The sequence below is a fragment of the Massilia psychrophila genome, from assembly GCF_002760665.1.
Classification (GTDB): domain Bacteria; phylum Pseudomonadota; class Gammaproteobacteria; order Burkholderiales; family Burkholderiaceae_D; genus JAFCUW01.
Genome location: NZ_PDOB01000055.1, coordinates 1 through 19,349, shown reverse-complemented (window position 1 = coordinate 19,349; position 19,349 = coordinate 1). Strand labels below are relative to the sequence as shown.

Annotated in this window: 20 protein-coding genes and 1 tRNA gene; 11 read left to right on the top strand and 10 right to left on the bottom strand. The window is 63.1% G+C overall.

Annotated elements, in window-relative coordinates:
• Positions 1–420 (bottom strand): DUF6444 domain-containing protein (locus CR103_RS20815; RefSeq protein WP_229443740.1); only part of this gene is annotated, 420 nt, incomplete at its 3' end.
• Between the two features lie 105 nt (positions 421–525).
• Here CR103_RS20815 and CR103_RS22290 point away from each other — a divergent pair.
• The gene (locus tag CR103_RS22290; protein WP_143752694.1) at positions 526–804 is read left to right on the top strand and encodes a hypothetical protein; all 279 of its coding nucleotides are present in this window, start codon (positions 526–528) and stop codon (positions 802–804) included.
• A gap of 251 nt (positions 805–1,055) precedes the next feature.
• Here CR103_RS22290 and CR103_RS20810 read toward each other — a convergent pair.
• Positions 1,056–1,131 (bottom strand) — tRNA-Phe (locus CR103_RS20810).
• Positions 1,132–1,248: 117 nt separating this feature from the next.
• On the opposite strand from CR103_RS20810, the gene CR103_RS20805 reads away from it, so the two are divergent.
• From CR103_RS20805 to CR103_RS20780, 6 genes are read left to right on the top strand one after another with little or no spacing between them, the layout of a single operon-like run.
• Complete coding sequence (locus tag CR103_RS20805) at positions 1,249–2,469, top strand: FAD-dependent monooxygenase (RefSeq protein WP_099917820.1); 1,221 nt, start codon at positions 1,249–1,251, stop codon at positions 2,467–2,469.
• A gap of 49 nt (positions 2,470–2,518) precedes the next feature.
• Positions 2,519–3,244, top strand: a complete 726-nt coding sequence (locus CR103_RS20800; RefSeq protein ID WP_099917819.1) for a DsbC family protein — start codon at positions 2,519–2,521, stop codon at positions 3,242–3,244.
• A 44-nt stretch (positions 3,245–3,288) separates the two neighbouring features.
• On the top strand, positions 3,289–3,747 hold the full coding sequence (locus CR103_RS20795) for a (2Fe-2S)-binding protein (RefSeq protein WP_099917818.1): 459 nt from the start codon (positions 3,289–3,291) through the stop codon (positions 3,745–3,747).
• A 10-nt stretch (positions 3,748–3,757) separates the two neighbouring features.
• Positions 3,758–5,971 (top strand): xanthine dehydrogenase family protein molybdopterin-binding subunit, encoded by a 2,214-nt coding sequence (locus CR103_RS20790; protein ID WP_099917817.1) that lies wholly within the window; start codon positions 3,758–3,760, stop codon positions 5,969–5,971.
• 3 nt (positions 5,972–5,974) lie between these two features.
• Positions 5,975–6,586, top strand: a complete 612-nt coding sequence (locus CR103_RS20785) for a nucleotidyltransferase family protein (protein WP_099917816.1) — start codon at positions 5,975–5,977, stop codon at positions 6,584–6,586.
• A 22-nt stretch (positions 6,587–6,608) separates the two neighbouring features.
• A complete protein-coding gene (locus CR103_RS20780) occupies positions 6,609–8,438 on the top strand; it encodes a M61 family metallopeptidase (RefSeq protein WP_099917822.1) in 1,830 nt (609 codons plus the stop codon).
• 11 nt (positions 8,439–8,449) lie between these two features.
• Here the strand turns inward: CR103_RS20780 and CR103_RS20775 are convergent, their stop codons facing one another.
• The 7 genes from CR103_RS20775 to rpe form a co-directional block, all read right to left on the bottom strand.
• The gene (locus tag CR103_RS20775) at positions 8,450–8,962 is read right to left on the bottom strand and encodes an energy transducer TonB (RefSeq protein WP_099917815.1); all 513 of its coding nucleotides are present in this window, start codon (positions 8,960–8,962) and stop codon (positions 8,450–8,452) included.
• 5 nt (positions 8,963–8,967) lie between these two features.
• Positions 8,968–9,768, bottom strand: coding sequence for an indole-3-glycerol phosphate synthase TrpC (trpC, locus tag CR103_RS20770; RefSeq protein WP_099917814.1), 801 nt, complete (start codon positions 9,766–9,768; stop codon positions 8,968–8,970).
• A 46-nt stretch (positions 9,769–9,814) separates the two neighbouring features.
• Positions 9,815–10,849 (bottom strand): anthranilate phosphoribosyltransferase, encoded by a 1,035-nt coding sequence (trpD, locus tag CR103_RS20765; protein WP_099917813.1) that lies wholly within the window; start codon positions 10,847–10,849, stop codon positions 9,815–9,817.
• A 28-nt stretch (positions 10,850–10,877) separates the two neighbouring features.
• Complete coding sequence (locus tag CR103_RS20760) at positions 10,878–11,441, bottom strand: anthranilate synthase component II (protein WP_099917812.1); 564 nt, start codon at positions 11,439–11,441, stop codon at positions 10,878–10,880.
• A gap of 1 nt (position 11,442) precedes the next feature.
• Entirely contained in the window at positions 11,443–12,939 is a 1,497-nt protein-coding gene (gene trpE, locus CR103_RS20755) for an anthranilate synthase component I (protein ID WP_099917811.1), read from the bottom strand.
• A gap of 227 nt (positions 12,940–13,166) precedes the next feature.
• Complete coding sequence (locus CR103_RS20750; protein WP_099917810.1) at positions 13,167–13,865, bottom strand: phosphoglycolate phosphatase; 699 nt, start codon at positions 13,863–13,865, stop codon at positions 13,167–13,169.
• 4 nt (positions 13,866–13,869) lie between these two features.
• On the bottom strand, positions 13,870–14,541 hold the full coding sequence (gene rpe / locus CR103_RS20745; RefSeq protein ID WP_099917809.1) for a ribulose-phosphate 3-epimerase: 672 nt from the start codon (positions 14,539–14,541) through the stop codon (positions 13,870–13,872).
• Positions 14,542–14,727: 186 nt separating this feature from the next.
• On the opposite strand from rpe, the gene apaG reads away from it, so the two are divergent.
• A complete protein-coding gene (gene apaG, locus CR103_RS20740; protein ID WP_099917808.1) occupies positions 14,728–15,102 on the top strand; it encodes a Co2+/Mg2+ efflux facilitator ApaG/CorD in 375 nt (124 codons plus the stop codon).
• Here the strand turns inward: apaG and CR103_RS20735 are convergent, their stop codons facing one another.
• Positions 15,103–15,294 (bottom strand): hypothetical protein, encoded by a 192-nt coding sequence (locus tag CR103_RS20735; RefSeq protein ID WP_099917807.1) that lies wholly within the window; start codon positions 15,292–15,294, stop codon positions 15,103–15,105.
• Between the two features lie 10 nt (positions 15,295–15,304).
• On the opposite strand from CR103_RS20735, the gene mltA reads away from it, so the two are divergent.
• The 3 genes from mltA (at position 15,305) to CR103_RS20720 (ending at position 18,933) form a co-directional block, all read left to right on the top strand.
• Positions 15,305–16,498 carry a murein transglycosylase A gene (gene mltA, locus CR103_RS20730; RefSeq protein ID WP_099917806.1) on the top strand — a complete coding sequence of 398 codons (1,194 nt, stop codon included), beginning with the start codon at positions 15,305–15,307 and terminating at the stop codon, positions 16,496–16,498.
• A 78-nt stretch (positions 16,499–16,576) separates the two neighbouring features.
• Complete coding sequence (locus tag CR103_RS20725; RefSeq protein WP_099917805.1) at positions 16,577–17,353, top strand: enoyl-CoA hydratase; 777 nt, start codon at positions 16,577–16,579, stop codon at positions 17,351–17,353.
• 17 nt (positions 17,354–17,370) lie between these two features.
• Entirely contained in the window at positions 17,371–18,933 is a 1,563-nt protein-coding gene (locus CR103_RS20720) for a phospholipase D family protein (RefSeq protein ID WP_099917821.1), read from the top strand.
• Positions 18,934–19,349 lie beyond the last annotated feature (416 nt).

The window sequence follows — 19,349 nt, the reverse complement described above, 5'->3', positions numbered from 1 at the left end:
CTGGCAAACGAGCTCGACGCTACAGTGTTCGACGACGGCGAAGGCCCGCTCCGGCACATCGAATACCTGCCGGCGTTCCGACACGCGCGCCTGGTTCAGAGGCAGCAGATGGTGGCACTGATCGCACTGCATTGGCAGCCGGTGGAACAGCGTCTCGGTCGGTTGCTCGACCCGCTTGAGCGTCGTTCCCTTGTGGCCCAGCTGGCCACCGGCTTGCTTGCCCGATGCCTCCCGCAAGGAGCGCGTCTTCTTGACGAGTCCGTCGGAAGAAGGTGGCTTGCTGGAATTGCTCGAATTCTTGTCGACCTTCGTTTCCAGTGCCACCAGGCGGTCCCACAACGTCACGATAATGACTTCAAGCTCACCACGGGTGAGGTCGGTCAAATCAGGCGGGGACGGCTTTTTCTTCATGACCAGCATGATGGACCGCATCTATATTGTTTACAACCTTTTTCGCACGGTACGCCTCACGCTGAACAGTCACAAAAATGCTACATGTGCTCCGGCGTCTTGGACCTGAACACCATGGAAGTAGACCATCTTCTGCCTGAACATTTGCTGGCGAACGCTACAGGATTCTCGCAAGCTCGGCAGCAGCCGGGTCGATCAGACGAATTTGCCATCAATTCTTTTGCAGACTGGATGCCGTCATGTAAGCCGTGCAATGGGAAAAAATCAGGTCTTGTTTTTGACCCGTCACTACTCGTACAAATCATCTTACAAATTGCTGCACAAAGAACGCATAAAGCTGCAGAACTTGCTGCGAAGGCAGTAAGTGATGCCCAGCTTGCGAAGGCCCTGTAGCGCGGGTAGCTGCCTCAATTCGAAAATGATCTACGGCGTAGGAGGGGCACTGCCAGATTGCCAGCAATCGATCTTCATAAGGGGTTGCGCGCCAGATCCTGGTAGTGCAGTGCAGTGCAGGACCTCTGGCATCGAAAGACTGAGGTGCCCGCCCGTGTGGTCCGACCGGAAATAGACCGGACACGAGGACTACGCGTTCCACAAACGAAAACGCCAACCTGTGATGGTTGGCGTTGCGTGAACGATGTTCTTGGTGGCCCGGGGCGGAATCGAACCACCGACACAAGGATTTTCAATCCTCTGCTCTACCGACTGAGCTACCAGGCCAAGAGGCATGATTATAGACACCCGCAAGCGGGTTTGCAAGGCCGGCTGACGAGTTAATAAAAAATTGCTGCTTGGCCGGGCAAATCCGTCGCCTTTCAAGCCGCTATAATGGTTCAGATGAACAGCCAACCTTCCTCCACCGCGCGCCACGACAGCGACGTCTGCATCGTCGGCAACGGCGCGATCGCCAAAACCACCGCGCTCGGGTTCGCCCAGGCCGGCCACAGCGTTACCTTGCTGGTCCCCGCAGCCGCCACCGAAGCGCCGCCGCAACAGGGCGCCGAGCAGCCCTGGGACGTGCGGGTCTATGCCCTCAATCACAGCGCCCATACGCTGCTGGCGTCACTGAAAGTGTGGGGCGCGCTCGATGCCGGCCGGGTGCAGCCGGTCGAATCGATGGAGGTCATTGGCGACGGCCGGCAGCCGGGCGACCTCGCCTTCGACGCTTTCGGCGCCCACGCCGGCGCCCTGGCGTGGATTGTCGAGGACCGCAACCTGAACCAGGCGCTCGACGCCGCCCTCAAGTTCGCCGCCAACGTCAACATCGTCAAAGGCCGCGCCACCGGCCTGCAGCAAGGCGCCGACAGCGCCAGCGTGACCCTCGACGGCGGCGCCGTCATCGACGCGCGCCTGGTGGTGGGCGCCGACGGCGGCCAGTCGTGGGTGCGTGGGCAGTGCGACATCGGCCTCGATTACCGCTCCTATCATCAGCGTGCGGTGGTCACCAATTTCAGCTGCGCCAGGCCGCACCACGGCGTCGCCCACCAGTGGTTCACCGGCCACGAAGGCATCGTCGCGCTGCTGCCGCTACCGGGCGACCGGGTCTCGCTGGTGTGGTCGGCGCCCGATACGCTGGCCGATACGTTGATGCGCGAGACGCTGAGTGAAATGGCGGTGCGCCTGGCGGTGCTGTCCGAGGACAAGCTCGGGCCGCTGCGTCCGCTGCTGCCCGAAGCGGTCAAGGATGTGCCGCTGGCGCTGATCCGGCCGCACGCCATCACCGCGCCGCGCGTGGCGCTGGTGGGCGACGCCGCCCACGTGGTGCATCCGTTGGCCGGCCATGGCATGAACCTGGGCTTTGCCGACGTCGCCCAGCTGCTTGAGACGATTGCCGCGCGCGAAAGCCACCGCAGCATCGGCGACGACCGCGTGCTGGCGCGTTATGAACGCGCGCGCAAGGAAGACATCTTGCTGATGCTGCTGGCCACCGATGGCCTGGCCCGCCTGTTCGGCGCCGATCTCGAGCCGGTGCGCGCGGTGCGCAATTTAGGACTAAACTTGCTGAATAAATTGCCTATGCTCAAGCGTCGGCTGATGGCCCACGCGATGGGCAAGTAATTATTTTTTAACGCATATGTCCTACATATTTACAGAACACGGAGAAACAATGGGTAAATCACACATCGCGCTGATGTTGGCAACTGTATTGATGTCAGCTTGCGCCGGCGCCGAGTCGCCGGTCGAAGCGAACATCAAGAAGGTCGTCGAGCCGCGCCTTGGCCCCGGCGTAAAAATCGACTCGGTCAAGGAAACTCCTTACGCCGGCCTGTACGAAGTGCGCGCCGCCGGCGATATCCTGTACACCGACAAGAAGGGCGAATACCTTTTCATCGGCCACATCTACAACGCCAAGACGACGCAGGACCTGACCAAGGAACGCATCGACGAGATCAGCAAGATCAAATTTTCCGACCTGCCGCTCGAGTTGGCGCTCAAGCAGGTGAAGGGCGACGGCAAACGCGTGATCGCGGTGTTCGAAGACCCGAACTGCGGCTACTGCAAGCGTCTGCGCCAGACCACGCTCAAGGAAATCGATAACGTCACCATTTACACCTTCCTGTACAACATCCTGTCGGAAGACTCGGTCGCCAAGTCGAAAAATATCTGGTGCGCCCCGGATCGCGTCAAGGCCCTGGATGACTGGATGGTTGCCGGCAAAGCAGCGCCTGCCGCGCCGGCGTCGTGCACCAGCACGCCACACGACAAGGTGCTCGCGCTCGGCCAGAAGCTGCGCATCCAGGGCACGCCGGCGATCTTTTTTGCCGACGGCAGCCGCATCCCGGGCGCGGTCGACACCAAGGCGCTGGAAGCCAAACTGTCCAGCCTGAAGTAAAAAAGTCGTTTAACAACAACCGGTACCACAGCGAAGGGCAGCACATGGTTACACTTAATATCAACGGCCGCAACATGCAGGTCGAAGCGGATGCATCGACGCCGATCCTGTGGGCGCTGCGCGATAACCTTAACATGACGGGCACCAAATTCGGCTGCGGCGCGGCCCTTTGCGGCGCCTGCACGGTGCACCTGGACGGCGCCGCGATCCGCTCCTGCATCACGCCGATATCGGCCGCTGTCGGCAAGAAGATCACTACCATCGAAGCGATGGAAACGGACAAGGTCGGCCGCGCCGTGCAGGATGCATGGGTCAGGCATGACGTGCCGCAATGCGGCTACTGCCAGAGCGGCCAGGTGATGAGCGCGACGGTGCTGCTGCGCACCAACAAGGCACCGAGCGACGCCGACATCGACGGCGCCATGAGCGGGAACATCTGCCGTTGCGGCACTTATCAACGAATCCGCGCGGCCATCAAGGACGCGGCGAAGACACTGGCCTAGGAAATCAATCATGCGTATCGAATGGATCAATCCTGAGGCGCTGGCGCGCCCAAGCGAGGGCGGCCTGTCGCGCCGCGGTTTCATCAAGGCCGGCGCGGTAGCCGGTAGCGGCCTGGTCATCGGCTTTTTCATGCCCGGTGCGAACAAGTTTGCCGTCGCCGCCGACGCCCCCAAGCCGACGTACGCGCCGAACGCCTTCCTGCGCATCGCGCCCGACAACACGGTGACGGTGATGGTCAACCGGCTCGAATTTGGCCAGGGCGTGCACACGTCGCTGCCGATGCTGATCGCCGAGGAGCTCGATTGCGCCTGGTCGCAGATGCGCGGCGCACTGGCGCCGGCCGCCGACGTCTACAAGGACCCGGCCTTCGGCATGCAGATGACGGGCGGCTCGGGCAGCATCGCCCACTCGTACTTGCAGTACCGCGAAATTGGCGCGCGGGCGCGTGCGATGCTCGTTGCCGCCGCGGCCGACCAGTGGAAAGTCAAGCCCGAACAATGCAAGACCGCGAAAGGTTTTGTAATGGGGCCGGCCGGCCGGAAGGCCAGCTACGGCTCGCTCGCCGACGCCGCCATGCGCCAGCCAATGCCGGCAACCATCACGCTGAAGGACGCTAAAAACTTCAGCATCATCGGCAAGCCGACCAAACGTATCGATGCGCGCGTCAAGTCGAATGGCAAGCAGCAGTTCGGCATCGACTTCATGCTGGCCGGTACCAAGGTGGCATTGGTGGCGAGGCCGCCGGTGTTCGGCGCCCGGGTTGCCGGGTTCGATGCAGGCAAGGCCAAAGCGATTCAGGGCGTCATTGCCGTGCTCGAAGTGCCGCTTGACCGCGGCGCTAGCGGCGTGGCCGTGATCGCCGACGGCTACTGGCCGGCAAAGCAGGGCCGCGACGCGCTGGCGATCGAATGGGATACCGGCCGCGTCGACAAAGTCAGCAGCACCAAGCAGATGGCCGATTTTCTTGCACTGGCAAAAACGCCGGGCGCCAAGTCGATCGAGGCCGACATCTCGACACTGGCGTCGGCATCGAAAAAAATCTCGGCCGTGTATGAATTTCCTTACCTGGCCCACGCGCCGATGGAGCCGCTCAACTGCATGGTCGACCTCAAGGCCGACAGCTGCACCGTGTGGGCCGGCACCCAGTTCCAAAGCGCCGATCACGCCGCCGTCGTCGCGGCAACAAGCCTCAAGAGCGAACAGGTGAGCGTCAACACGATGATGGCCGGTGGCGGTTTCGGCCGCCGCGCGGTGCCCGGTTCCGACTTCATCGTTGAAGCGGTCAACGTCGCCAAGGCGTACCGGGCGGCCGGCAAAACAGGCCCGCTGAAAGTGATCTGGAGCCGCGAGGACGATATTAAAGGCGGCTATTACCGGCCGTCGCACGTGCACCGCGCCGACCTCGGCTTCGATGCGAACGGCAAGATTGTCGCCTGGGACCACGCCATCGTCGGCCAGTCGATCATGGCCGGCACGCCGTTCGAGGCCTTCATGGTCAAAAACGGCGTCGACAACACCATGGTCGAAGGCATGGGCGCGCCGTACGACCTGCCGTTGAACCTGACCGCGCACACCGCCAAGGCCAACGTGCCGGTGCTGTGGTGGCGTTCGGTCGGTTCGACCCATACCGCCTTCGTGATGGAGACGCTGATCGACGAAGCGGCCGACGTCGCCGGCATGGACCCGGTGGCGTACCGCAAGACGATCATCAACGCCAAGCACACGCGCCACCTGGCCGCGCTCGACCTGGCGGTTGCCAAATCGGGCTATGGCAAGAAGAAGCTGGCCGCGGGCCGCGCTTTCGGCGTGGCGATGCACGAGTCGTTCAATTCGGTTGTCGCCTACGTCGTCGAGGCATCGGTGACCAAGGGCGTGCCGAAGCTGCACAACGTTACCGCCGGCGTGCACTGCAACCTGGCCGTCAATCCGCTGACGATCGAGGCGCAGGTGCAAGGCGCCGTGCTGATGGCGCTCGGCACCACCTTGCCGGGCGCCGCCATCACCCTCAAGGACGGCGTCGTCGAGCAGCAGAATTTTAATGACTACGTCGTCGCGCGCATGCCCGACATGCCGCACGTCGAGGTGTTCATCGTGCCGTCAGGCGAGGCGCCGACCGGGATGGGCGAACCGGGCTTGCCGCCGCTGGCGCCGGCGTTCGCCAACGCGATCTTCAAGCTGACCGGCAAACGCCTGCGCAAGCTGCCGTTCGACCTCACCGCCTGAGCCATGACCCCTGTCGGTATTTTGCTCGCCGCCGGCAGGGGCCGCCGTTTCGATCCCTCCGGCAGCATCAACAAGCTGCTGCAGCCGCTGGCAGGGGGTGGCGGCGAATCGGTGGCCGTCGCCAGCGCACGCACCTTGTTGGCGGTGCTGTCGAGAGTGATCGCGGTGGTGCGCCCTGAAGACGATGGCGTCGCCAAAACGCTGCGCGCGCTCGGCTGCGACGTCACCGTCTGCCTTGAGGCCGACCAGGGCATGGGGGCATCGCTGGCGCATGGCGTGAGCTACTCTGTGCGCCATTGCGTGTCCCATCCGCTGCCGGCGGCGCAGTCCTGGCTGATCGCGCTCGGCGACATGCCGCACCTGAAGCGTTCGACCATCCAGGTGCTGGCGATTGCTGTGGCGGACGGCGCCGTCATCGCCGCGCCGATTAAAGATGGCAGGCGCGGCAACCCGGTCGGCTTCGGCGCCGCCTGCCTGCCGCAGCTGCTGGCGCTGGGTGGCGACGAAGGCGCACGCCGCATCCTCACGCTGTATCCGGTAACCGAAGTGGCCGTCGACGACCCGGGGATTTTCCAGGACATCGACCGGCCGGCCGACCTTACCCCAACCGATTAATCTCCCAGCGCACACCATGATCATGAAAAAAGCAAACCTGGAAAAACCGCCCGCCATCGCCGCGATCCGCTACGCAATCGTGCCGAAAGACCTGGCCGGCCACCTGTTCGAGGTCACGTTGGAGCTTGACCTGCCGGCCGCCGACGGGCAGGTATTCGCACTGCCGGCATGGATCCCGGGCAGCTACATGATCCGCGAATTTTCGCGCAATATCGTGCGCATCCGCGCCGAATCGGACGGCAAGCCTGTCGCGCTGGTCAAGCTCGACAAGCATACCTGGCGCGCGGCGCCGGTTGACGGCGCGCTTACGGTGCAGTACGAAGTCTACGCCTGGGACCTGTCGGTGCGCGCCGCTCACCTCGACCAGAACCACGGTTTTTTCAACGGCACCAGCGTCTTCCTGCGCGTGCTGGGACAGGAACAGATGGCGCACCAGGTCGACATCGGGCCCCCGCCAGACGCCTTTGGGACCACCTGGCGCGTCGCCACGGCGCTGGCGGAACTGGGCGCCAAACGCTATGGCTTCGGTACCTATATCGCCGCCGGCTACGACGAGCTGATCGACCATCCGGTCGAAATGGGCGACTTCGCGCTGGCTACTTTTAAAGCCCACGGCGTCGCCCACGACATCGTCATTTCCGGCCGCGTGCCGAACCTCGACATGGCGCGCCTGCAGGCCGACCTGAAGGCGATGTGCGAAACCCAGATCGCGTTTTTCGAGCCGAAATCGAAGCGTGCACCGATGCAGCGCTACGTCTTCCTCACGCTTGCCGTGGGTGACGGCTACGGCGGCCTCGAGCACCGCGCCTCGACCGCGCTCATTTGCGCGCGCGCCGACCTGCCGACCGCCACCACGCCGAAAAAGCTGGAGGCGGGCGACGGCTACCTGAAGTTCCTCGGCCTGTGCAGCCACGAGTACTTCCACACCTGGAACGTCAAGCGGATCAAGCCGGCCGCGTTTGCGCCGTACGACCTGCAGGCCGAGACCTACACGCCGCTGCTATGGCTGTTCGAGGGTTTTACCAGCTATTACGACGACCTGCTGCTGGTCAGGAGCGGCCTGCTGGACGAAGCTGTCTATCTGAAACTGCAGGCCAAGACCATCGGCAGCGTCCTGCGCGGCAGCGGCCGCACCAAGCAAAGCGTGGCCGATTCGAGCTTCGACGCCTGGGGCAAATACTACCGCCAGGACGAGAACGCGCCGAATGCCATCGTCAGTTACTACACCAAGGGGTCGCTGGTCGCGCTGATGTTCGACCTGACCATCCGCGCCAAGACCGACGGCGCCAGGTCGCTCGACGACGTCATGCTGGCGCTGTGGCAGCGCTTCGGCCGCGATTTTTACGCGTCAAGCGCGCGCGGCGTTACCGAAGCCGAAGTCGAAGCGCTGTTCGACGAGGTCAGCGGGTTGAGGTTGACACCGCTGTTCGAGCGCTATGTGCGCGGCACCGACGACCTGCCGCTGGCGAAGCTGTACGCGCCGTTCGCAATCAAGCTGACTGACGAGCGCAGGAAAACCAAGCCCTCGCTCGACGCTTCGTTTGGGCGCGATGGCGGCGACTACAAGCTGACGCAGGTGCACGAGGGTGGCTCGGCGCACGTCGCGGGCCTGTCGGCCGGCGACGTGCTGGTGGCGCTCGACCGCCTGCGGGTGGCCGGCAATCCGGCCAACCTGGACGCGCTGCTGGGGCGTTACCGGGTCGGCGACAGCGTCAAGGTCCACGCCTTCCGGCGCGACGAGCTGATGACATTCAAGGTGATTTTGCAGGGCGAACGGGTGCCGGCGATCACGCTGGAAGTGCTTGAAAGCGACAAGAAACCAAAAACCAGGCTCACGCGCCCGAGTGCGTGATTGCCGGGTGCCTAGTCCGAATGCTGGATCGGCGCCAGGGAGCGCAGCTGAAAGCGGTAATCGGCGTTGAACAAAAAGGTTTCGGAAAACGTTAGCGAGCTGTCGGCGCCGGTGACCAGGTTGAACGGTTTGGGCAGAATCCCGGCGCGCCGCATCGACGCCAGCGCCACGTTCGAGGCGTCGCTATCGCGCGAACGCTGCACCGCCAGTTTGGTCAGATTGCCGGTTTTGTCGACCGTGATGCTGAGTACGACGATTGCCGGCAACATCGGCGGCAGCCGTCCGTTGAAGGTATGCGCGGTGTTGTAGCGCATGATTTGTGCGGCGACGTCGGCCTTGTACGACTCGACGTTGTCGAACGAGGTGCGCTGGCCGGACAGCGGGGCGCCCGGCGTGTGACGGGCGTATGGTGACGCCGGCGCCGGCGCCGGCGCTTGCGACGCCAGCTTCGGCGCACCGCCGCAAGCGGCGAGCGAAGCCAGCAGGGCCGCGCAGGCAGCCCTGGAAGTACGCTTGATGTTCATGACTGTTACTCGAAAAGCCTTGCCAGTTCGACACCGGGGTCAGGCGCGCGCATAAAGGCCTCGCCGACCAGGAATGCATGCACGTTCGCGTCGCGCATGCGCTTGACGTCATCCGGCCCCATGATGCCTGACTCGGTCACTACCAGCCTGTTTGGCGGAATGCGCGGCAGCAGGCCGATCGTGGTATCGAGCGAGGTGTCGAAGGTGCGCAGGTTGCGGTTATTGATACCGACGAGCGCTGTACGCAGCTTGAGGGCCGCGTCCAACTCATCTCCGTCATGTACTTCGACCAGCACATCCATACCAAGTTCCATCGCACACGCTTCGAGTTCGGCCATCAGGCCATGATCGAGGGCGGACACGATCAGTAGAATAGCATCGGCGCCCATCGCGCGCGCCTCGTACACCTGATACATGTCAATCATGAAGTCCTTGCGCAGCACCGGGATTTCACAAGCGGCGCGCGCTTGGCGCAGGTAGTCGATCGATCCTTGAAAAAATTGCACGTCGGTCAGCACCGACAGGCAGGCTGCGCCGTGCCGGGCGTAGCTCTCGGCAATGTTTGCAGGACGAAAATCCGCACGCAGCACGCCTTTCGACGGCGACGCTTTTTTTACTTCGGTGATCACGCCGGCGCGCCCCGCCGCGATGTTGCTGCGCAAGCTCGCTTCGAAACCGCGCAAGCCGGCGCGCAGGCCGGCATCAGCTTCCACTTCGCCGCGCAGGCTGGCAAGACTGCGGTATTTTTTGGCAGCCGATACTTCGTCGGCCTTGACGGCAAGGATCTTGTTGAGGATATCGGACATGATTGTTTACTCAGTTTGTGTGGGATACGGCCGGCTTCAAGCTGGCCTAGTTTTTCCCGAGCTGTTGCGTGACCTGGACGAACTGGTTCAGCTTGGCGAGGGCGGCGCCGGAAACGATCGCCGCGCGCGCCTTTGCCAGGCCGTCCTCGATCGAACCGGCGACACCGGCCGCATACAGGGCGGTGCCGGCGTTGAGCGCGACGATGTCGTACGGCGCGCCTGCTTCGCCGCTCAGCGCGGCCATCATCATCGCTTTCGATGCGCTCGCATCGGCCACCTTCAGGTTGCGGCTGGCGATCATCGGCAAGCCGAAATCCTCCGGATGAATTTCGTACTCGCGGATCTCGCCGCCCACCAGTTCGCCGACCAGGGTGGCGGCGCCGAGCGATACTTCGTCCATGTTGTCGCGGCCGTACACTACCATCGCATGCTGGGCGCCGAGGCGCTGCAGCACGCGCACCTGGATGCCGACCAGGTCGGCGTGGAAGACGCCCATCAGGATGTTCGGCGCGCCGGCCGGATTGGTCAGCGGGCCGAGGATGTTGAAAATCGTCCGCACGCCCAGTTCGCGCCGCACCGGCGCCGCGTATTTCATCGCCGCGTGGTGGTTCGGCGCAAACATGAAGCCGATGCCGGTCTGCGCGATCGACTGGGCGATCTGCTCCGGTTTGAGGTTGATGTTGGCGCCGAGCGCCTCGATGACGTCGGCGCTGCCGGACGACGACGACACGCTGCGCCCGCCGTGCTTGGCGACGCGCGCGCCGGCGGCGGCGGCGACGAACATCGACGCCGTCGAGATGTTGAAGGTGTGGGCACCGTCGCCGCCAGTGCCGACGATGTCGAGTAAATTGGTGGTGTCGGCCATCGGCACCTTGGTCGAGAATTCGCGCATCACCTGGGCGGCGGCGGCAATCTCGCCGATGGTTTCCTTCTTTACGCGCAGGCCAAGCGTCAGCGCCGCGATCATGGTCGGCGACATCTCGCCCGACATGATCTGGCGGAACAGGTACAGCATCTCGTCGTGAAAAATCTCGCGGTGTTCGATACAGCGCAGCAGCGCTTCTTGCGGAGTAATCGGCATGTGGGTCCTGAAAAGAGTCAGCGAAGGGTCAGCGAACCAGAAAATTCTTCAGCAGCGCGTGGCCGTGCTCGGACAGGATCGACTCCGGGTGGAACTGCACGCCCTCGATGTCGAACTCCTTGTGGCGCACACCCATGATCTCGCCGTCGTCGGTCCACGCCGTCACCTCCAGGCAGGCCGGCAGCGAGCTGCGCTCGATCGCCAGCGAGTGGTAGCGGATTACCGTGAACGGGCTCGGCAGGCCTTTGAACACGCCTTCGCCGGTGTGGGCAATCAGCGACGTCTTGCCGTGCATGACCGTCTTGGCGCGGATCACCTTGCCGCCAAAGGCCGCGCCGATCGCCTGGTGGCCAAGGCATACGCCCAGGATCGGCAGCTTGCCCTTGAACTCGCGCAGGATGTCGACCGAGACACCGGCTTGCGCCGGCGTCTTTGGCCCCGGCGAAATGCAGATGCGGTCCGGCTTTAGCGCGCCAATTTCTGCCAGCGTGATTTTGTCGTTGCGCACGGTGCACACTTCTTCGCCCAGCTCGCCGAAGTACTGCACCAGGTTGTAGGTGAACGAGTCGTAGTTGTCGATCATTAGCAGCATGTCAGAACTCCCCATCCAGGCCGTCTTGCACCTGCTCGGCCGCGCGCAGCACAGCGCGCGCCTTGTTTTCGGTTTCCTGCCATTCCATTTCAGCAATCGAATCGGCCACGATGCCGGCCGCGGCCTGCACGTACAGCATGCCGTCCTTGATCACACCGGTACGAATCGCGATCGCCACATCCATCTCGCCGCCGAAGCTGAGGTAGCCGCAGGCGCCGCCGTAAATGCCGCGCTTGGTCGGCTCGAGTTCGTCGATCACTTCCATCGCCCGCACTTTCGGCGCGCCGGTCAGGGTCCCGGCCGGGAAGGTCGCGCGCAGCACGTCCAGGTTCGACATGCCTTCTTTGAGCTTGCCTTCGACGTTCGAGACGATGTGCTGGACGTGCGAGTATTTTTCGACCACCAGCCGTTCGGTGACCTTGACGCTGCCGATCTCGGAGATGCGCCCGAGGTCGTTGCGGGCCAGGTCGATCAGCATTACGTGCTCGGCGATTTCTTTCGGGTCGGCCAGCAGCTCGCGCGACAATTCGGCGTCGCGCTCGGGCGTGGCGCCGCGCGGACGGGTGCCGGCAATCGGGCGCAACGTGACTTTCTTGCTGCCGTCGGGCGCTGTTTCGTTGCGCACCAAAATTTCGGGCGAAGCGCCGACGATCTGCATGTCGCCGAAATTGTAGTAATACATGTACGGCGACGGATTGAGTGAGCGCAGCGCGCGGTACAGCGTCAGCGGCGAATCGACGTAGGGCTTGCGGATGCGCTGGCCGATCTGCACCTGCATCAGGTCGCCGGCCATCACGTATTCGTGGGCGCGGGCGACCGCCTTCAGGTAGTCTTTTTTGTTGAAGTCGCGTACCGCTTCGGTGCGCACCGAACTCGACGTCACTGGCGCGTCGACGCCGCGCCGCAGCATCATGCGCAAGTCTTTCAAGCGCTGGCGCGCTTTCGAAAACGCTTCCGGTTGGGTGGTGTCGGCATACACGATCAGGTACAGCTTGCCCGACAGGTTGTCGATCACCGCCAGTTCCTCGGTCACCATCAACTGTATGTCGGGCAGGCCGAGGTCGTCCTTCGGCGTGGTGGCGGCCAGCTTGCGCTCGATGTGGCGCACCGTGTCGTAGCCGAAATAGCCGGCCAAGCCGCCGCAAAACCGCGGCAGGCCGGCACTGAGCGCGACCTTGAACCTGGCCTGGAAGGTTTCGATGAAGTCGAGCGGGTTGCCGTCGTGCGTCTCGATCACGCTGCCGTTTTTGACGATCTCGGTGCGCGAGCCGAAGGTGCGCAGCAGGGTATTGGCCGGCAGGCCGATAAAGGAGTAGCGGCCGAAACGCTCGCCGCCGACCACCGATTCGAGCAAGAAGGTGTTCTTGCCGGCGTTCTGGGTCTGGGCCAGTTTCAGGTACAGCGTGAGCGGGGTTTCGAGGTCGGCAAACGCTTCCGAAATGAGCGGAACGCGGTTGTAGCCTTGGTTGGCGAGGGACTTGAATTCGAGTTCGGTCATGCTTTTTCTCCAGGCCGCCGGAAAATGGACAGCGGTGGGTTTCAAAAAACCTGGCGGTGCCCAAAAGAGGAGGGCAGCCGACAGCAATCAATGCGGGTTACTTGGCCCAGGATTGCCAGCGTCGCCAAAGCCAGGCCTCAATCGAGCCGGTTTGGGTGACAGTGTGTTTTTTGGTGAAAAACATGCGTATGTAGTCTATTGTCGGGTTAGCGCGGATTGGCGTGAAATTAGCGCCCACCGCGGTTGTGCGAATCTATTGTGCTTGCCGCTTCCAGCAGCGTATTGACTATACCATCGGAATCGGTTTCGTGTATAGGGCGTCCATGGTTGTAACCGTAGGGGACGACCAGCACGAAACAGCCGGCCGCGCGCGCAGCTTCGGCGTCGTTCGACGAGTCGCCAATCGCCACCACCTGGCCAGGAGCCAGCGCGAAGTCAGAGCACACCTGCAGCAGCGGCATCGGATGCGGCTTCTTTTGCGGCAGGCACTCGCCGCCGTAGACGATTTCGAAATACGGCGCCAACCCCTTTTTTGCCAGCAGCGGCGCGGCAAAGTCGAGCGGTTTGTTGGTCACGCAAGCCATGCGCAGCCCCATTGCCCGCATCGCGTCGAGGCCGTTCAACACGCCGTCGTACAGGGCGCTGTAGTCGCCGTTGATTTCCAAATAGTGGCGCTGGTAGGCGCGCATCGCGGCTTCATGGTGCTGGTCGACGAGGGCGGCGTCGAAGTCGAGCGCCAGCACGCCGCGGATCAGGTTGCTTGAACCCTTGCCAACCATGGCGGCGATGGATTCTTGGTTGATCGCCCCCAGGCCGAATTCGGCGCGCATGCGGTTGATCGCGACGTGGAAATCGGGCACCGTGTCGAGCATGGTGCCGTCAAGGTCGATGATGACCGCGCGGATGGGGCCTGAGCCGTGGCGCATAAGCTTATCTCCCCACTTTGGCCAATTCGGCGCGCATCGCGTCAATCACTTCTTTATAGTCCGGCTGGCTGAAAATCGCCGAGCCGGCCACGAAGGTGTCGGCGCCCGCTTCGGCGGCGGCGCGAATATTGTCGACTTTGATGCCGCCGTCGACTTCGAGCAGGATGTCGCGGCCTGACTCGTCAATCATGCGGCGCGCGATGGTGATCTTCTTGAGTGCCTCGGCGATGAACGACTGGCCGCCGAAGCCCGGGTTGACCGACATGATCAGGATCATGTCGATCTTGTCCATCACGTAATCCAGGTAATGCATCGGCGTGCCGGGATTAAATACCAGGCCGGCCTTGCAGCCGCTGTCGCGGATCAGTTGCAGGGTGCGGTCGATATGCTCGGACGCTTCCGGGTGAAAGGTGATGATGTTCGCGCCCGCCTTGGCAAAATCGGGAATGATACGGTCGACCGGCTTGACCATCAGGTGGACGTCGATCGGCACCTGCACGTGTGGGCGGATCGCGTGGCATACCAGCGGTCCGATGGTGAGGTTTGGAACGTAATGGTTGTCCATGACGTCGAAGTGGATGATGTCGGCGCCGGCGGCGACGACATTGCGCACTTCTTCGCCGAGGCGGGCGAAATCGGCGGACAGGATGCTGGGGGCGATGCGAAATGTTGTCATTGTCATGGAAAAGGGCGCGAAAAAATCGGGAAATGGAAAAGAGCCACTATTTTACGCGCTTGCCTGCCAGGCCCTTGCGCGGCTCACGGTTTTGCAGTGCGATGTATGATAGACACTAAGGCGGTGCCAGACGCCGCCGGCCAATTTCAAGGCATCAACAATAACAGCTTCATTTGAGGGAATCCGATGGCCGCTTACGAGTTTACTGTTTCCGTCCGGACGCAATATTTACCGGAGCAATCCGAACCGGCACGCACCAACTACGTGTTTACCTATTCGATCACGATCAAAAATACCGGCACCATCGCCGCCCAGCTCATTGCGCGCCATTGGGTGATTACCGACGCCGTCAACCAGATCCAGGAAGTGCGCGGCCTGGGCGTGGTCGGCCACCAGCCGCTGCTGCAGCCCGGCGAACAGTTTGAATATACCAGCGGCACGCAACTGGCGACACCGCAAGGCTCGATGCTCGGCGAATATTTTTGCGTGGCCGAAGATGGACACCAGTTCGAAGCGAAAATCCCGGAATTTGTGCTGTCGCTGCCGCGCACGCTGCACTGATCAACGCTCCAGGCCGCCAGGCTGCTCGGTCTGCTCCAGGGCCTTGGTGGCCGGGGCGTCGAGCGTTTCAGGCGCTTTGACCTCGTCATGCATGTCGTCGTGGCTGGGTTGCTTGCCTTGATACATTGTCCACCACACGATAAATACCAGCAGGAACAGCGCCACGCCTGCTTCAACCAATAATAGCCACATACAGAACCTCATGTTATCGACACGCCGCAGTCTACCCGTTTTGCTAGCCGTCGTCGCTGCAGCCTTGAGCGCCTGCACTACGGCGCCGCAGCCGAGGCCTGCGGTCATGATGCCGCCGCCGGTCGGCCCGGTCGCCGTGCCTTTGCCGCCGGCGCCTGCGTCGCTGATGACGCCAACCACCTTCGGCGCGTTGCCTGGCTGGCAGCAGGATGACCTGCGCGAAGCCTGGCCGGCGTTTATTGGTTCGTGCAAGGCGCTGGTTCGCAAGACTGACTGGGCGGCGCCTTGCACGGCGGCTGCAACCGTGAACCAGGCCGATGGCGCCGCCATCCGCGTGTTTTTCGAGTCCTGGTTCGTGCCAAACCAGGTGCGCGCCGTTGACGGCGACGACAGCGGCCTGATCACCGGTTACTACGAGCCGATGCTGTACGGCGCCCGCAAGCGCGGCGGCGCTTTCCAGACCCCGTTGTACCGGGTGCCGGACGACTTGCTGACGGTGGAACTAGGTAGCGTGTACCCGGAACTGAAAGCCATGCGCCTGCGCGGCCGGCTGGTCGGCAAAAAGGTAATTCCCTACAATACCCGCGCCGAAATCGAGCGCGCCGACATCGACGGCAAACAATTGCTGTGGGTGGACGACGCGGTCGAGGCCTTCTTTCTGGAAGTGCAAGGTTCAGGCCGGGTGCGGCTGGCCGACAGCGGCGAAACCGTGCGCGTGGCATATGCCGAGCAAAACGGCCATCCCTACAAGGCAATCGGCCGCTGGCTGGTCGAGCAGGGCGAGCTGAGCGCGGCGCAGGCAACGGCCCAGGGTATCAAGGCGTGGATTGTCGCCCATCCCACGCGCCGCCAGGAACTTTTTAACGTCAACCCGAGCACCATTTTCTTCAGGGAGGAGCGGTTGCCGGATCCTTCGATCGGCCCGAAAGGCGCGCTCGGCGTGGCGCTGACGCCAGAGCGCTCGGTGGCCATCGATCCGCAGTTCCTGCCGCTCGGCGCGCCGGTGTGGCTGGCCACCACGCGCGCCGGCAGCGAAGTGCCGCTGCAGCGCCTGATGATGGGGCAGGACACCGGCGGCGCCATCCGCGGCGCGGTGCGGGCCGATTTTTTCTACGGTTTCGGCAAGGAGGCGGCGGAAAGCGCCGGTCTCATGAGGCAGCGCGGCCAGGTATGGGTGCTGCTGCCGAAACCGGCGGCGCGCTAGAATCGGCGCAAGATGGTCCTGCAAGATGGTCCTATTACTCGTTCTTACCCGTTCTTAAAACTATCAACAGGGAAATCCATGGAATATGCAGACTTGCTGATCGAAACCTACGGCCGCGTTGCCGTGATCCGGCTGAATCGTCCGAAGGCGCTCAACGCGCTCAACGACAACATGATGAACGAACTGGGCGACGCGCTCTACAAGTTCGACGCCGACAAAAACATCGGATGCATCGTGCTCACCGGTAGCGAAAAGGCTTTCGCGGCCGGCGCCGACATCGCGGCGATGGCCGAATACACCTATGCCGACACCTATCCCGATAATTACATCGGCCGCAACTGGGAACATATCCTCAACGTGCGCAAACCGGTGATCGGCGCGGTGGCCGGCTTCTGCCTGGGCGGTGGCTGCGAGCTGGCGATGATGTGCGACTTCCTGATCGCCGCTGACAGCGCCCGCTTCGGCCAGCCTGAAATCAAGGTCGGCGTCACCCCCGGCGCCGGCGGTACCCAGCGCCTGCCGCGCACGATCGGCAAGGCCAAGGCGATGGACCTGCTGCTGACCGCCCGCATGATCGACGCCGCCGAAGCCGAGCGCACCGGCCTGGTGTCGCGCGTGGTCCCGGCCGACAAGCTGATGGAAGAAGCGCTGGCCGCGGCCACCGTCGTCGCTTCGATGTCGGTGACGGTGGCGATGGCGATCAAAGACAGCGTCAACCGCGCGTTTGAAACCACGCTGACCGAAGGCGTGCGCTACGAGCGGCGCTACTTCCACGCCGCTTTCGGCACGCCGGCCCAGAAGGAGGGCATGTCAGCCTTCCTGGCCAAGCGAGCGGCCAAGTTCGACGGACTCTGACGCACGCTATGGCAATCATGCGCCGGCCGGCCGCTTGCCTGGGGTCGTCGTTATCATTGGCGCTGGCGCTGGCGTTGACGTTGTCGCTGCTGACCGGCTGCGCCGACCTGCCGCCGCAGGACGGCCGCGTCGCCTCCAGCGCACTGCTTGACACGGCCGGCACCGCGCTCGGCCAGGCTATGGCGCCGCTGCTGGCCGCCCATCCGGGCAAGTCTGGCGTGTACGCGCTGGCCGATGGACGCGACGCCTTCGCGGCGCGCGCGGTGCTGGCCAACTCGGCCCAGAGCAGCCTCGACGTGCAGTCCTACATCTGGCACGGCGACATTACCGGCACGCTGCTGTTCGGCGCCCTGCGCGCGGCCGCCGATCGCGGGGTGCGGGTGCGCTTGCTGCTCGACGATAACGGCACGGAAGGGCTCGACGACACCCTGGCACTGCTCGACGCCCATGCCAACTTCGAAGTACGCCTGTATAACCCGTTCGTGCGGCGTGGCGCGCGCATCCTCGGCTTCCTGACCGATTTTTCGCGCCTGAACCGGCGCATGCACAACAAGTCGTTCACTGTCGACGGCCAGGCCACCATCGTCGGCGGGCGCAATATCGGCGACGAGTATTTCGGCGCTGCCGGCGACCTGCTGTTTTCCGATCTCGACGTGCTGGCGATCGGCCCGGCGGTAAAAGCGGTGTCCGACGATTTCGACCGCTACTGGAACAGCGCCTCGGCCTATCCGGTCAGTTCGCTCGTGGCGGCGCCCGATAGCGCCAGCATCGCCGCCGTCACGCGCAAGCTCGCCGCGATCGAGCAAACGTCGGCAGCGCGCGCCTACCGCGTAACGATGCGCGATTCGGGCTTTGTTGCGCAGATGGTGGGACGCAGCCTGCCGTTCGAGTGGGCGACGGCGCGGCTGGTCAGCGACAATCCCGCCAAGACGCTGCGCCAGGCGCCGGATTCAAGCCGCCTGATGCCGCAACTACGCGACCTGGTCGGCGCGCCGGCGCATTCCCTTGACTTGGTGTCGTCCTATTTCGTCCCCGGCGAAGCCGGTACGGCGGCGCTGTCGATGCTGGCCAAGAGCGGCGTTGCAGTGCGGGTGCTGACCAATTCGCTCGCAGCGACCGACGTCCCGGCGGTTCACGCCGGTTACGCCAAGTCGCGCAAGTCGCTGCTCGCCGCCGGCGTCAAGCTGTACGAGCTGCGCGCCACCTGGCAGGCCGACGACCGGCGCCGCGGAGGCTTCGTCGGCAGTTCCAGCTCGAGTTTGCACACCAAGACCTTCGCGGTCGACAATGAGCACGTGTTCATCGGCTCGTTCAACTTCGATCCCCGTTCGGCGCGCCTCAACACCGAGATGGGGTTCGTCATCGACAGTCCGCTCATGGCGCGCCAGCTGGACGCGCGCATGAGCGGGGGCGTCGCCGAGCGCGCTTATGAGGTACGCCTGGGAAGCGATGGCGAACTGGAATGGATCGAACGCAAAGAGGGCGTCGAGCTGCGCTACCGCAGCGAACCCGGTGCCGGATTGTGGCGCCGGCTGCAGGTGCGCGTGCTGTCTGGGTTGCCGATCGACTGGTTGCTGTGACAACGTGGAAAAGAAATTCCGGCGCCCCCTTGCCAAGGGTCGCGGCCGTTTGCTATAGTTCGCCTCCCCGCTGAAATGGTTAACAAAATCAAGCAGTTGGGGCCGTCTGAAAAGACGGTGACGGTAAAATGAAGGTTGACGAGAAACGCGAAACGCTGCATAATCTCACCTCTCTGCTGCAACGAACACAACGCTTCGTACTGCGCAGTAAGATGTACCGAATAAGTTCTTTAAAAATTAACAGTCGATAAGTGTGGGCGTTTGATGAAAGTGCCAGTGACTTCGGTCGCTGAATACTTAAATTATCAAATGTTCACAAAAAAGAAATATAGGCGCTTCGCAAGAAGTGGCCTGTCAGTATTTTGAGTGAGCGACCTGTCTTAACGGACAGTGGCAGCAATGCCAACAAACAAGAT